The organism is Streptococcus sp. 116-D4 (assembly GCF_009731465.1).
GTDB classification, from domain to species: domain Bacteria; phylum Bacillota; class Bacilli; order Lactobacillales; family Streptococcaceae; genus Streptococcus; species Streptococcus pseudopneumoniae_E.
Map to the genome: position 1 here is coordinate 1,444,342 of NZ_AP021887.1, position 13,248 is coordinate 1,457,589.

The window sequence follows — 13,248 nt, forward strand, 5'->3', positions numbered from 1 at the left end:
GATTTTTCTATTCTTCTAGCTATCAAAGTCACTGAGATACTCATAGCGTTCGTATTTTTCAAGAAGTGCTTCGTTTTTCTCATCTAGTTCTTTTTGAAGAGTAGCCAGTTTGCCAAAGTCAGAACCATTGGCCTGCATCTCCTCTTCAATCGCAGCGATACGGTTTTCCAAGGCTTCAATATCACCTTCAATACTTGCCCACTCCTGCTTTTCTTGGTAGGTCATGCGTTTCTTGTCTTCACGGACCTTAACCACTTTCTCCTTTTCGGCCTTTTGAACTTGGCTTTTCGTTTCTGCTTCAAAGGCCTTTTCATCAAGATAGTCAGTGTAATGTCCGAAGAAAGGACGAATCTTGCCATCTTCAAAGGCCAGAATCTTGGTCGCTACCTTATCAAGGAAATAGCGATCGTGACTAACGGTCAAAACTGGACCAGCAAAGCCTTGCAAGAAATTTTCTAGAACTGTTAAGGTTGCAATGTCTAGGTCATTTGTCGGTTCGTCCAAGAGAAGAACATTTGGTTTATCCAAAAGCAGTTTGAGGAGATAGAGGCGTTTTTTCTCTCCACCAGACAATTTCTCAATCAAGGTTCCATGAGTCGAACGTGGGAAGAGGAACTGCTCTAGCAACTCTGCAATGGAAGTCGTAGAACCACCGCTGGTCTTGACCTCTTCTGCCACTTCCTGCAAGTAATTGATCACTCGCTTACTTTCATCCAAGCTCTCAATTTGCTGAGAGAAATAAGCGATGCGAACCGTTTCACCAATTACAACTTGACCTGCTGTCGGCTCAAGACTTCCTGCAATCAGGTTAAGCAGGGTTGATTTTCCAACACCGTTATCCCCAACGATTCCAATACGGTCTTTGGCTTGTACCAAAAGATTAAAATGTTTCAGAATCGGTTTATCGTCATAGGCAAAGGAAACATCCTTAAACTCGATAACTTTCTTCCCAATTCGACTGGTTTCAAAGTTCATGGTCAAGTCTGTTTCAGCAATGCCACCTGAAACTTCTTTTTTCAGGTCATGGAAACGATTGATACGAGCCTGCTGCTTGGTCGCACGCGCCTGAGGTTGTCTGCGCATCCAGGCCAATTCTTGCTTATAAAGTTGTTCCTTCTTGTGGAGAAGAGCTGCATCCCGCTCGTCCTGATCCGCCTTAAGGCGAATATAGTCCTGGTAATTACCCTGATACTCGGTTAATCCACCTCTATCCAATTCAAAAATCCGAGTTGACAAAGCGTCTAGGAAATAACGGTCATGGGTGATAAAAAGGACGGTCATCTTAGAATTTTTCAAAAAGAGGGTCAGCCACTCAATAGTTGCAATATCCAGATGGTTAGTTGGCTCATCCAAAAGCAAAAGGTCGTGATTTCCTAGCAGCACTTGTGCCAACTGAACCCGTCTTCGCAAACCACCTGAAAGAGCTCCAACTGGAGTCGACAAATCCTGGATTCCCAACTTGCTGAGAACGGTCTTGACCTGACTCTCAATTTCCCAAGCTTGGAGAGAATCCATCTCCGCCATAACCCGTTCCAAATGCGCTTGCTTATCCTCACTGTAGTTGAGCATGAGCAATTCATACTCACGGATCAGCTGGATTTCTTTCAAATCACTTGATAGAACAGTATCCAAGACAGTCTTGCTATCATCAAAATCTGGGTCCTGGGTCAAGTAGCCAATTTTGTAATCATTTTTTGCCGAAAAAGGGCTTACGTCACCATCAAAACCAGAAACGCCTGAAAGAACATCTAATAAGGTCGTCTTTCCTGTTCCATTGACACCGATAAGACCGATTCTATCCAAGTCATGGATGATAAAGGAAATATCCTTAAAGACAGTCTTGTCTCCAACGGATTTACTTAGTTTTTCAACGATAAAATCACTCATTTTTTCTCCCTCAGGTATTCATGGATGGCTTGACTGTCATTTTCCAATTCTCCATCGACAATGGCATACTCAATCTCTGTTAAAATTTCTCCCATTTCTGGTCCTGGCTGATAGCCATATTCTTTGATCAAAATCCCACCATTGATTTGAATCTCTTTCTTATCATGGATGGTTAAGCTGTGGTATGTCTCTTCGATAGCCTGTGGATTGACTTCTTTTCCTTGAGCCTGACGAAGATTTTCAGCCTGTAAAAGCAAATCTAAATCAAAACGGTAACAATCGCGCTTGCTTAGTTCCCCTTCTTCACGAAGTTCTAAGATCGTAAGTAAATCTTGAATTTGCCTAGCGAATTGACGCGAAGTTTTCCAATGTTTCAAAAATTGTTGAGCATCTTCCACTTCTAAAACCCATAAAAGTGCAGCCCAGGCTTGTTCAGAAGATTCAAAGGTAAAATCAGCATCTAAATCAAATAAAGATTGGAGGTTCTTATGACTACCAGCCATATCAGGAAGATAATCATAAGCTTGACTCTCAATCATGGAAGCCAAGCCCCTTCTCCAAAAGGGAGCCAGCAAAAGTTTATCAAACTCGACAAAGGTACGCTCCACAGAAATTTTTTCCAAAAGTGGCGTCAGGGTCTTCATAGCTTCAAAGGTTTCTTGTTCAAGCTCAAAGCCAAGACTGGCCTGAAAACGGAAACCACGCATAATCCGCAAAGCATCTTCGTTGAAACGCTCACTAGCTACACCAACTGCTCGTAAAACTTGATTTTCTAGATCTCTCAAACCATTGAACAAATCAATGATTTTTCCCATCTCATCCAAGGCAAAGGCATTGACTGTGAAATCACGTCGTTTGAGGTCCTCTTCTAACGAACGAACAAAGGAAACTGCACTAGGTCTACGATAGTCAACATAGACATCCTCAGTTCTAAAAGTGGTTACTTCGTACTCTTCATCTCCATCTAAAACCAAAACTGTTCCGTGCTCAATGCCAATGTCAGCTGTCCGTGGAAAAATCTGCTTGGTCTCTTCTGGATAAGATGAAGTCGCAATATCCACATCATGGATGGGACGATGGAGTAAGGCATCCCTAACAGAGCCTCCAACAAAATAAGCTTCAAAGCCTGCTTCTTTAATTTTTTCTAATACTGGTAAAGCCTTCTGAAATTCAGAAGGCATTTGTGTTAATCTCATAATAAGTGTTCTAATCCATAGACAAGCTCATGACGCTTGACAACTTCTTTGATTCCCAAATTCACCCCTGTCATGAAGGAGCTGCGATCATAGGAGTCATGACGTAGGGTCAATCCTTCTCCCTGATTTCCAAAAATAACTTCCTGATGAGCCACAAGACCTGGCAAACGAACTGAGTGGATACGCATACCATCAAAGTCGGCACCACGAGCTCCAGTAATGAGTTCTTCCTCATCACTAGCACCTTGTTGGATAGGCTCACGGACTTGAGCCATCAATTCAGCTGTTTTAATAGCTGTTCCGCTCGGCGCATCTTTTTTCTTGTCATGGTGAAGTTCAATAATCTCCACATTTGGGAAGTACTTTGCAGCTTGTGCCGCAAATTGCATGAGCAAGACAGCACCCAAGGCAAAATTTGGAGCAATCAAACCACCCAAGTTTTTAGAACGAGAAAATTCTTTTAGTTTTTCAATCTCTTGACTAGTGAAACCTGTCGTTCCAACTACTGGAGCAAATCCATTTTCAAGAGCAAAGCGTGTATTCTCATAGGCAACAGCTGGAGTTGTAAAATCCACCCAAACATCCGCTTTAAAGCCTGCTAAATCAGCCTTATCATTAAAGACAGGAATTCCCTGCCATTCTGACTCAGACTCAAAAGGATCCAAAACTGCTACCAGTTCAAGTTCTGGATCAGCCAAGACCATCTGGCAAGCAGCTTGACCCATCTTTCCCTTAAAACCAGCAATAATTACTCGAATACTCATCTCAATCTCTACTCCTATTTAAGATACAAAGGACGTTAGCTGCCCATGAAAAATAGGGAATGGCGCTGACTTTCCACGAAAGGCAAGACAGGCATCTTTTTTCAAGAGGCAGGTAGTCCGTGTTCAATTTCTAAGATACAAAGCCTGTAAGAACAATCTAGACGATTGGTGTATAACCTAAAGCAATACTTCCTTCTCCCAGGTGAGTCCCAATAACACTACCGAAGGTTGCAATTGAAACATCTGTAGCCACTCCACTATCGATTAAAAGCTGGCGCAAATCTGCTGCTTTTTGAGGAGCATTCCCGTGAATGACAGTAATTTGGTAATTCCCATTAGCTATTGCTTCTTTACCAATTTCAACTAAGTGTTTTGTAGCCTTTTTCTCTGTACGAACCTTTTCATATACTTCTATCACACCTTGGTCATTGAAGTATAGGATTGGCTTGATACTAAGGAGATTCCCCAAAATAGCCGCACCATTAGAGAGTCGTCCCCCCTTAACTAGATGGTCAAGATCATCCACCATGATAAAGGCTGCGGTATTTTCAATCTGTTCAGTTACTCTATCTAAGATAGACTCAAAGCCATCTCCTTGCTCGGCCCATTTTAAGACACTCTCAACCATATAGCCTAGGGGAGCGCTTGTAATACGAGTATCAGGAAAGGCAATGGTTAAACCCTCATAATCATCGACCATATACTGGATATTTTGGTAAAAACCTGAAATTCCAGAAGATAGGAAAAGTCCCAAAGCGTGTGTATAACCTTGTTCTTTGAGAGAAGTTAGAATCTCATCTAACTTGGCAATACTTGGTTGGCTCGTTTTTGGCAATTCGCTTGCTGAAGCCATTTTTTCATAAAATTCTTGAGCAGTTAGATTTACACCTTCGACATACTCCTCACCATCAATATTGACAGGAATATCCAAGACAAATAAATCTTCTCTTTGCAAGGTCTCTACACTGAGATAGGCAGAGGAATCTGTGATAACAGCTAATTTCATATTAGAACTCCAAATTGATTCCTGGTAAGTCTAATGCAATTTCAGTTACTTCGTAAGTCAAACGGTTGAGCATGTTCAAACACGGACGAGCCAAGGTTTCAACTTCTTCTTGGTTCAATTCACTGGGTTCATTGACAATACGACCATCGATATGGTTCACTTGTGAAATGGTTCCACTGATGACAAATTTATCAAATACAATCATAAAACTCAAGACAACAATCAAGGAAGTCACTTGATTCTCTTGATCATGTTGAATCAATTGGAAGTTCACATCTACCTTAGTTTCAGGAGCTCCATTTTTATTTTCCCATTCAAAATTACGCGCATCAAAATGATACTGACTAACAAATTCTTGTTCACGTTTAAGATTCATATCTTTCTCCCTCGGCTACAATATTATATGCTATTGTACCATAATTTTTTATTTTCATCTAGTTTTCTAGGATTTAGTCAATCCCGATTTCAGCTCGAACTACGTCAGCGATGGTATCAACATAATAGTCTACTTCTTCTGTTGTAGGCGCTTCTGCCATAACACGCAAGAGGGGCTCTGTTCCACTTGGGCGAACAAGGATACGACCATTCCCTGCCATTTCTTCTTCCATCTTCTCGATGATAACCTTGATAGCTGGTACTTCCATAGCCTTTTCCTTCATGGCATTTTCCACTCGGATATTGACCAATTTTTGTGGATAGATGGTTACTTCTGCTGCTAACTCTGATAAGCTCTTACCTGTTTCTTGCATGATCTTAGTCAATTGAACTGCTGAAAGTTGACCATCACCTGTTGTATTGTAATCCATCAAGATGACATGACCAGACTGTTCACCACCAAGATTGTAGCCTGATTTTCTCATTTCTTCAACAACATAGCGGTCACCAACTGCAGTGACTGCCTTGTTAATGCCTTCGCGGTCCAAGGCCTTGTGGAAACCAAGGTTAGACATCACAGTTGTCACAATTGTATTTTGAGCCAATTGTCCTTTTTCAGAAAGGTATTTCCCGATGATGTACATAATCTTGTCACCATCAACGATATCTCCATTTTCATCAACAGCAATCAAACGGTCACTGTCTCCGTCAAAGGCCAAACCAATAGCTGAGCCGCTTTCTCTGACTACTTCTTGAAGGGCTTCTGGGTGAGTTGAGCCAACGTTCAAGTTGATGTTAAGGCCATCCGGTGTTTCACCAATAACTGTTAATTGAGCACCTAGGTCTGCAAAGATTTGACGGGCACTTGTAGAAGCTGCACCATTGGCAGTATCCAAGGCCACCTTCATCCCTTCAAGAGGGGTTCCAGTTGAAACAAGATAGGCTTCATACTTACGTAAACCTTCTGGGTAGTCAACAACCGTACCCAAGCCTTCTGCACTTGGACGTGGGAGAGTATCGTCACTGGCATCTAGCAAGGCTTCGATTTCTGCTTCTTTGTCATCGTCTAGTTTAAAGCCATCACCACCAAAGAATTTGATTCCATTATCAAGAGCTGGGTTGTGACTAGCTGAAATCATGACACCTGCGCTTGCACCTCCTGTTTTAACAAGATAAGCTACTGCTGGTGTTGCAAGAACTCCAAGCTTATAAACGTGAATGCCAACTGAAAGGAGGCCAGCAATCAAAGCTGCTTCAAGCATTTGACCTGAGATGCGAGTGTCACGTCCTACAAAAACTTTTGGTGCTTCAGTTGTATGTTGACTGAGAACATAACCTCCAAAACGTCCCAATTTAAAAGCTAATTCTGGCGTTAATTCTACGTTAGCTTCTCCACGGACTCCATCAGTCCCAAAATATTTACCCATTTTATAAAATCCTTTTTCTATTTTTAATTCGTTTTTGAACTAGTTGCTTTCGTTGACGAAGATGTCTCCGATGAACTGCTTGTAGTTGAATTTGATGTGCTTGAACTTGGTGCTACTGGTTTTGTAGTCACCTTCATTGTTGTATCGAACGGAGTGATCACTGCTGGTAAAACAACACCATTGCGGTCGATTGCTTGCAAAGGTACTGAACCACTGTAATTACCTGTTATGTGTTCGCTGGTTGGTAAAAGTGCAATAACTTTGTCAATCTTAACTAATGTTTCTTGGTCAGTTGTGACAGAAACCTGTTCATTTGATACAGTTATACTATCAATTTGTATCTTGGGATCAATCTGGCTTTGGTCAACTTGTGGCACAACAATCATTCCATCACGCTTAACCTTCTTCCCAACTTTCACTGTAATCTTTTGAGGCGTTGCCACAGCAGTCATTCCATTTGGAAGATTTTCAATATTCAAGGGAACTTCAATCGTTCCAACACTAGCATCTGTCAAATCCGCTGTGACCTTAAACTTACGAGTGCTTTCCTGCATTTCACTGGCCAAGGTTACACGATTGGCACCTGTCAGCACAACTGAAACCTCTGATGCAAATCCACTTATGAAATACTGGTCATTATCATAGTGAATATCGATAGGAACGTTCGTTATCGTATTGGTGTAGGTTTCTGATTTGACCTGCCTTGCGGTATTGCTATTTTGAAAGTTAGTCGACGTTGCATAGATGAATAAGACACAAGCAAAAAAGAGAGATGAAATGATATATAAACTATTTTTTCTCATATTTCCAACCTCCTAGCAAACGATCCTTGAAACTATCTTTTTCCTCAACAGCTGGCAAAAGAATTGTTCGTAACTCTGCTTCAAATTCTTCAATCGTTAAATCATGCTTGAAGACCCCATTGTAAGTAATCGAAATACCACCTGTTTCCTCTGAGACGATGAAGGTCAAGGCATCGGACACTTCAGATAAACCAATCGCCGCCCGGTGTCTGGTCCCAAATTTCTTGGAAATCCCTGTGCTTTCTGTTAAGGGCAGATAAGCAGAGGTGACTGCAATTCGATTTCCTCTGATAATCACAGCACCATCGTGTAGGGGAGTGTTGGGGATAAAGATATTAATAAGGAGTTCAGCTGAAATATTGGCATCCAAGGGAATTCCTGTAGCAATATATTCTTGCAAGGTCCGAACTCGTTGGATAGCAACCAAAGCACCAATCTTACGAGGACTCATATATTCAACCGACTTGACAAAGGCACGAATCATTTGCTCCTCTGCACTAATTTGAGTAGTAGAAAAGAAATCTGTCGCCCTTCCCAAACGTTCCAAACCAGTCCGAATCTCTGGAGAGAAGATAACAACTGCAGCGATGACTCCATAAGTGATAATCTGATTAATCAACCAAGAAATCGTTGTTAAACCAAGGATATTGGCCACAACCTGGGCTAATACAAAGATCACGACCCCCCGCACCAAAATCATAATCTTGGTACCAGCTATCGCTTTTGTAAAACGATATAAAATATAGGTCACAATCAAAATATCAAACACATTGATAGCAATACTCCAAGGGCTAGAAAACAAGCTAGTCCAATATTGTAGATTGGATAATTGTTGAAAGTTCATCTGCTGTCTCCTCTCTGTTCAAACACGTTCCTCTCTATTATACCATTTTTCTGGCATTTTTTTCCCTATCCTACTTCATTTTAAATTAAGTAAAAATATGATAAAATAAACTGAATAGAATAAAACAAAGGAGAAACCATGTCTCAACTCTATGATATCACTATTGTAGGTGGCGGTCCTGTCGGGCTTTTTGCAGCCTTTTATGCCCACCTACGCCAAGCCAAGGTCAAAATCATCGATTCTCTTCCCCAACTAGGTGGACAACCTGCTATTCTCTACCCTGAAAAGGAAATTTTAGACGTACCGGGATTCCCAAACTTGACTGGAGAAGAGTTGACCAACCGCTTAATTGAACAGCTAAAAGGCTTTGACACCCCTATTCATCTCAATGAAACGGTTCTTGAGATTGAAAAACAAGAAGAAGGCTTTGGCATTACAACTTCTAAAGGAAGTCACCTGACTAAAACAGTTATCATCGCAATGGGTGGCGGTGCCTTTAAACCACGTCCGCTGGAGCTAGAAGACGTTGAGAGCTATGAAAATATCCATTACCACGTTTCCAACATTCAGCAATACGCTGGTAAGAAAGTGACGATTCTTGGTGGGGGAGACTCAGCTGTGGATTGGGCTTTGGCTTTTGAAAAAATCGCACCAACTACCCTTGTTCACCGCAGAGATAATTTCCGTGCCTTGGAACACAGTGTTCAAGCCTTACAGGAATCATCTGTAACCATCAAAACACCTTTTATCCCAAGTCAACTCCTTGGAGATGGAAGAACACTCGATAAACTAGAAATCACAAAAGTAAAATCTGATAAAACCGAAACGATCGAAGTAGACCATCTCTTTGTCAACTATGGTTTCAAATCTTCTGTTGGTAACCTTAAAAACTGGGGTCTGGACCTTAACCGCCACAAGATTATCGTCAATAGCAAGCAAGAATCTAGCCAAGCAGGTATCTATGCTATCGGTGATTGCTGCTACTATGACGGAAAAATTGATCTGATTGCGACAGGGCTTGGAGAAGCACCAACCGCTGTTAACAACGCCATCAACTACATCGACCCTGAGCAAAAAGTGCAACCAAAACACTCTACTAGTTTATAAAAAAAGAACCACGAGTCACATAGGATTCGTGGTTTTATAATTCATCGGCTAATTTGTTTATCTTTCTTAGTCTGTGGTTGACACCACTTTTTGTAAGGGGAGTGCTGAGACTATCTGCCAACTGCTGGATAGAGTAGTCTGGGTGCTGAATCCGCAAGCGAGCCACTTCCTGCAAATCCACTGGCAAATTCTCTAGTCCCATGATATCTTTAATTTTGCTGATATTGTTGATGGTCTTCATGCTGGCAGAAACTGTCCGAGCAATATTCGCCGTTTCAGCATTATTGGCCCGATTGAGGTCGTTACGAGTCTCTCGTAAAATCTTAACTCGCTCAAAATCATCACGCGCCTGCATAGCTCCGATTACTATCAGAAAATCCATAATGTCTTCGGCTCGCTGGAGATAGGTCACAGCTCCCTTCTTGCGCTCAAGCACCTTAGCATCTAGTAAAAACTGCTGGAGAAGTGAGGCAAGCCCTTGCGCGTGGTCAAGATATACAGAACTGATTTCCAACTGATACTTGCCTGACTCAGGGTCACGAATGCTCCCATTTGCCAAGAAAGCACCACAGAGATAGGCACGGCCTGCTTCCTCGTCTGATAAAATCGCCTCATCAATACCCGTTTCAAGGCCAAAGAAGGAGTCCGCTAAGTGCAAATCACTTAACAAGTCCTGCACCTTTTCATCTGTAAAAACGGTATAGACCCGATTCTTGCGAAGATTATTTCTTTGGTGGTGTCGGATTTCCGATTTGATTTCATAGAAATGGAGAAAGGACTCATAGAGGTGACGAGCTAATTTGGCATTTTCTGTCACGACAGACAAGGTCAGGCCCGAAGTCGAGAGACCGATACTACCAGACATCTTGATAATGGCAGATAATTCATGCCGGCTTAGATGGTGCTGACCTAGAATTTCTTCTTTTACTGCTACTGTGAAACTCATTTTCTCACCTGTATGATGCGCATCAATTCGTCCACGATCAAATTCCCATCGTGGAAGGCACCTCCATTTTCCAAACGAAGGAAGTTGGATGAAATCACGCGCGGAACTTGCTTACTAAGACCAGCAAAATCATGTTCCACCTGCACCAAGTATTCATCAAATCGATTGGAATCCATGTATTCCTGAGGCACTTTTTCGATATTCACCAAGACAGTGTTGATAAAAGGTCTGCCAAGGTGACGATGCAAGACCTCCACGTGGTCACTATCTGTAAAGTGTTCCGTCTCTCCACGTTGAGTCATGATATTGCAGACATAGGCGATTTCTGCTTTGGTTTCCAAAAGCGCCTGCCCAATTTCCTTGATCACGATATTGGGTAAAATCGAGGTAAAGAGGGAACCGGGTCCAAGGACAATCATGTCACTTTCAAGAATGGTCTGCACTACTCGACGGCTGGCCAGAGGCGTATCGTCGTTGAAGGTATTGGTCACATAGACATGGTCGATCATTCCTGAATGGTCTGCAATATGACTCTCTCCAACCACTTCTGTCCCATCCTGAAAGACTGCATGCAGGGTCAAAGGATGGTCACTAGAAGGATAAATCTTCCCAGTTGTATGGAAAAATTTGCTCAGTAACTGCATGGCATTATAGGTTGAACGCTGCATTTCTGACAGACCAGCGATAATGAGATTTCCCAATGGATGACCAGCAAAGGCTCCCGCATCCTCAGAAAAGCGATACTGAAAGACTTTCTCATAGAACTTTGGCATATCTGACATGGCCACAAGGACATTACGAAGATCGCCAGGTGGCGTCAACTGCTGCATATTTTTACGCAGTTCACCTGATGAACCACCATCATCTGCCACCGTTACGATAGCAGCGATTTCCACATCTTTTTCACGCAGACTTTTAAGAATGACGGGGATCCCAGTACCTCCACCAATCACCGTTATCTTTGGTTTTCTCATGAACGGTTTACCGTTTCCTTTCTTCGGTCTTTATCGCGATGCCCTTCATTGACAGGCCAAGTCTTGGATAAGTCTTGCGCCAAGCGTTTAGCAAAGGCTACACTACGGTGTTGTCCACCCGTACAACCCATGGCAATGGTCAAAACGGACTTACCCTCCTTTTGGTAACTTGGCAGAATTGGCTCAATCAAGGCCAATAAATGCTGATAAAAATCTTCTGACTCAGGATGATTCATGACATAGTCATAAACTGGTTCATCCACACCCGTTTTATTACGTAGTTCTGGTAGGTAGTAGGGATTTGGCAAGAATCGGACATCAAAGACCAAATCCGCATCAATCGGAATGCCGTATTTAAACCCGAAAGACATGACTTCGATACGGAAAGTCTGGGCTTGTTCTTGATCTGAAAATTGCTCTGCAATCGTCTTACGAAGTTCACGGGGAGTTAACTCTGTTGTGTCTACTACGTTTTGACTCATATTTTTCAAGGGTGCCAAGAGTTCGCGTTCCAACTTGATCCCGTCCAAAATACGACCATCAGCAGCTAGAGGGTGACTTCTTCTAGTTTCCTTATAGCGTGCCACCAATTCCTTATCTGCTGCATCCAAAAAGAGAATCTTGAAGTCCAAATCATCTTGGTCTTCCAATTCATCCAAGACAGCCTGAATCTCTGAGAAGAAAGAACGGCTACGCATATCAATAACTAGGGCTAACTTGTGGTCGTCATCCTTGGTCTCAACCAACTGCAAAAATTTTGGTAAGAGGGCAGGCGGCATATTATCAATGGTAAAATATCCTAAATCCTCAAAGGATTGAATGGCTACAGTTTTTCCTGCACCACTCATTCCTGTCACAATCACCAGGTGAAGTTGTTTCTTTGTCATCATTTTCTCCTTATATCAAAAGAAGTTTGGAAAAACCAAACTTCAACTCGCTTATCTAATCTCTGCGATAACTTCAATTTCGACTTTTACATCGCGAGGAAGACGAGCTACTTCTACAGCTGAACGAGCTGGAAATTCCTTATTAAAGGCTGTTTCGTATACCTCATTGAAAGGTACAAAGTCGTTCATATCACTCAAAAAGCAAGTTGTTTTTACAACATGGTCAAAATCTGTTCCCGCTTCTGCTAAAATAGCTCCAATGTTTTTCATGACTTGTTCTGTCTGTTCTTGGATCGTTTCTCCTACGATTTCCCCAGTTTCAGGGGAGAGGGGAACTTGACCGCTAGCAAACAAAAGATCGCCAACGATTTTTCCTTGAACATATGGTCCGATAGCCTTTGGGGCCTTATCTGTATGAATTGTTTTTGCCATTTGTATTCCTCACAATTTTTCTAAGATTGCATCCCAAGCTTGATTCATCCCTGCCTTGCTGACAGATGAAAAAAGGATGAAGTCATCACTTGGATCAAAGTTTAATTTCTTTTTAATTGCTGATTCGTGCTTGTTCCATTTACCACGCGGAATCTTGTCTGCTTTAGTCGCAACGATGATAACCGGAATCTCATAGTACTTGAGAAATTCGTACATCTGCACATCATCTGCTGATGGGTCATGACGGAGGTCCACCAGACTGACCACCGCACGGAGATTTTCCCGAGTCGTTAAGTACTCCTCAATCATGCGTCCCCACTTTTCTCGTTCCTTTTTGGAAACACGGGCATAACCGTAGCCAGGCACATCTACAAAACGCATCTTATCATCAATATTAAAGAAATTTAGTAGTTGTGTTTTTCCTGGTTTTCCAGAGGTACGAGCTAGATTTTTTCGATTGAGCATGGTATTGATAAAGCTCGATTTACCAACATTTGAACGCCCTGCTAGGGCAATCTCTGGTAGTTCATCCTGTGGATAATGAGACTTATTAGCCGCACTGAGCAAGATTTCTGCATTGTGTGTATTAAGTTCCATAGT

14 protein-coding genes are annotated in these 13,248 nt (G+C 42.1%); 1 reads left to right on the plus strand and 13 read right to left on the minus strand.

Annotation, left to right across the window (positions count from 1 at the left end; genetic code table 11):
- Window positions 1-15: 15 nt before the first annotated feature.
- The 8 genes from UKS_RS07335 to cdaA all read right to left on the minus strand — a co-directional run bounded on the left by UKS_RS07335 (window position 16) and on the right by cdaA (window position 8,302).
- The gene (locus tag UKS_RS07335; RefSeq protein ID WP_156012391.1) at window positions 16-1,887 is read right to left on the minus strand and encodes an ABC-F family ATP-binding cassette domain-containing protein; all 1,872 of its coding nucleotides are present in this window, start codon (window positions 1,885-1,887) and stop codon (window positions 16-18) included.
- The gene (locus UKS_RS07340) at window positions 1,884-3,083 is read right to left on the minus strand and encodes a CCA tRNA nucleotidyltransferase (protein ID WP_156012393.1); all 1,200 of its coding nucleotides are present in this window, start codon (window positions 3,081-3,083) and stop codon (window positions 1,884-1,886) included. Before UKS_RS07340 ends, UKS_RS07335 begins: the two co-directional genes overlap by 4 nt.
- A complete protein-coding gene (dapB, locus tag UKS_RS07345; protein WP_156012395.1) occupies window positions 3,080-3,847 on the minus strand; it encodes a 4-hydroxy-tetrahydrodipicolinate reductase in 768 nt (255 codons plus the stop codon). Before dapB ends, UKS_RS07340 begins: the two co-directional genes overlap by 4 nt.
- Before the next feature lie 157 nt (window positions 3,848-4,004).
- A complete protein-coding gene (locus UKS_RS07350; protein ID WP_156012397.1) occupies window positions 4,005-4,853 on the minus strand; it encodes a DegV family protein in 849 nt (282 codons plus the stop codon).
- A gap of 1 nt (window position 4,854) precedes the next feature.
- Entirely contained in the window at window positions 4,855-5,229 is a 375-nt protein-coding gene (locus UKS_RS07355) for a DUF1149 family protein (RefSeq protein WP_156012399.1), read from the minus strand.
- Between the two features lie 73 nt (window positions 5,230-5,302).
- Window positions 5,303-6,655, minus strand: coding sequence for a phosphoglucosamine mutase (gene glmM, locus UKS_RS07360; protein WP_049496708.1), 1,353 nt, complete (start codon window positions 6,653-6,655; stop codon window positions 5,303-5,305).
- 23 nt (window positions 6,656-6,678) lie between these two features.
- Entirely contained in the window at window positions 6,679-7,458 is a 780-nt protein-coding gene (locus tag UKS_RS07365) for a CdaR family protein (protein WP_156012401.1), read from the minus strand.
- Window positions 7,445-8,302, minus strand: coding sequence for a diadenylate cyclase CdaA (gene cdaA / locus UKS_RS07370; RefSeq protein WP_117306695.1), 858 nt, complete (start codon window positions 8,300-8,302; stop codon window positions 7,445-7,447). The genes UKS_RS07365 and cdaA overlap by 14 nt, the downstream gene beginning before the upstream one ends.
- A gap of 138 nt (window positions 8,303-8,440) precedes the next feature.
- Here cdaA and UKS_RS07375 point away from each other — a divergent pair, with 138 nt between their 5' ends.
- Complete coding sequence (locus tag UKS_RS07375; RefSeq protein WP_156012403.1) at window positions 8,441-9,409, plus strand: NAD(P)/FAD-dependent oxidoreductase; 969 nt, start codon at window positions 8,441-8,443, stop codon at window positions 9,407-9,409.
- Window positions 9,410-9,443: 34 nt separating this feature from the next.
- Here UKS_RS07375 and whiA read toward each other — a convergent pair whose 3' ends face one another.
- The 5 genes from whiA to yihA are packed head-to-tail and all read right to left on the minus strand — an operon-like array spanning window position 9,444 to window position 13,245.
- Window positions 9,444-10,355 (minus strand): DNA-binding protein WhiA, encoded by a 912-nt coding sequence (gene whiA / locus UKS_RS07380; protein WP_156012405.1) that lies wholly within the window; start codon window positions 10,353-10,355, stop codon window positions 9,444-9,446.
- Complete coding sequence (locus UKS_RS07385) at window positions 10,352-11,329, minus strand: YvcK family protein (protein WP_156012407.1); 978 nt, start codon at window positions 11,327-11,329, stop codon at window positions 10,352-10,354. Before UKS_RS07385 ends, whiA begins: the two co-directional genes overlap by 4 nt.
- Entirely contained in the window at window positions 11,326-12,216 is an 891-nt protein-coding gene (gene rapZ / locus UKS_RS07390; RefSeq protein WP_156012409.1) for an RNase adapter RapZ, read from the minus strand. The genes UKS_RS07385 and rapZ overlap by 4 nt, the downstream gene beginning before the upstream one ends.
- 51 nt (window positions 12,217-12,267) lie before the next feature.
- Window positions 12,268-12,648, minus strand: a complete 381-nt coding sequence (locus UKS_RS07395; RefSeq protein WP_156012411.1) for a RidA family protein — start codon at window positions 12,646-12,648, stop codon at window positions 12,268-12,270.
- A gap of 9 nt (window positions 12,649-12,657) precedes the next feature.
- Window positions 12,658-13,245 (minus strand): ribosome biogenesis GTP-binding protein YihA/YsxC, encoded by a 588-nt coding sequence (yihA, locus tag UKS_RS07400; protein WP_156012413.1) that lies wholly within the window; start codon window positions 13,243-13,245, stop codon window positions 12,658-12,660.
- Window positions 13,246-13,248 lie beyond the last annotated feature (3 nt).

What these genes read in the sequence shown, in the direction of transcription:
- yihA (WP_156012413.1), bottom strand. Translation starts at nt 13,245, where the DNA reads ATGGAACTTAATACACACAATGCAGAAATCTTGCTCAGTGCGGCTAAT.
- UKS_RS07350 (WP_156012397.1), bottom strand. Translation starts at nt 4,853, where the DNA reads ATGAAATTAGCTGTTATCACAGATTCCTCTGCCTATCTCAGTGTAGAG.
- glmM (WP_049496708.1), bottom strand. Translation starts at nt 6,655, where the DNA reads ATGGGTAAATATTTTGGGACTGATGGAGTCCGTGGAGAAGCTAACGTA.
- UKS_RS07385 (WP_156012407.1), bottom strand. Translation starts at nt 11,329, where the DNA reads ATGAGAAAACCAAAGATAACGGTGATTGGTGGAGGTACTGGGATCCCC.
- UKS_RS07375 (WP_156012403.1), top strand. Translation starts at nt 8,441, where the DNA reads ATGTCTCAACTCTATGATATCACTATTGTAGGTGGCGGTCCTGTCGGG.
- UKS_RS07335 (WP_156012391.1), bottom strand. Translation starts at nt 1,887, where the DNA reads ATGAGTGATTTTATCGTTGAAAAACTAAGTAAATCCGTTGGAGACAAG.
- UKS_RS07395 (WP_156012411.1), bottom strand. Translation starts at nt 12,648, where the DNA reads ATGGCAAAAACAATTCATACAGATAAGGCCCCAAAGGCTATCGGACCA.
- rapZ (WP_156012409.1), bottom strand. Translation starts at nt 12,216, where the DNA reads ATGACAAAGAAACAACTTCACCTGGTGATTGTGACAGGAATGAGTGGT.
- cdaA (WP_117306695.1), bottom strand. Translation starts at nt 8,302, where the DNA reads ATGAACTTTCAACAATTATCCAATCTACAATATTGGACTAGCTTGTTT.
- dapB (WP_156012395.1), bottom strand. Translation starts at nt 3,847, where the DNA reads ATGAGTATTCGAGTAATTATTGCTGGTTTTAAGGGAAAGATGGGTCAA.
- UKS_RS07355 (WP_156012399.1), bottom strand. Translation starts at nt 5,229, where the DNA reads ATGAATCTTAAACGTGAACAAGAATTTGTTAGTCAGTATCATTTTGAT.
- UKS_RS07365 (WP_156012401.1), bottom strand. Translation starts at nt 7,458, where the DNA reads ATGAGAAAAAATAGTTTATATATCATTTCATCTCTCTTTTTTGCTTGT.
- UKS_RS07340 (WP_156012393.1), bottom strand. Translation starts at nt 3,083, where the DNA reads ATGAGATTAACACAAATGCCTTCTGAATTTCAGAAGGCTTTACCAGTA.
- whiA (WP_156012405.1), bottom strand. Translation starts at nt 10,355, where the DNA reads ATGAGTTTCACAGTAGCAGTAAAAGAAGAAATTCTAGGTCAGCACCAT.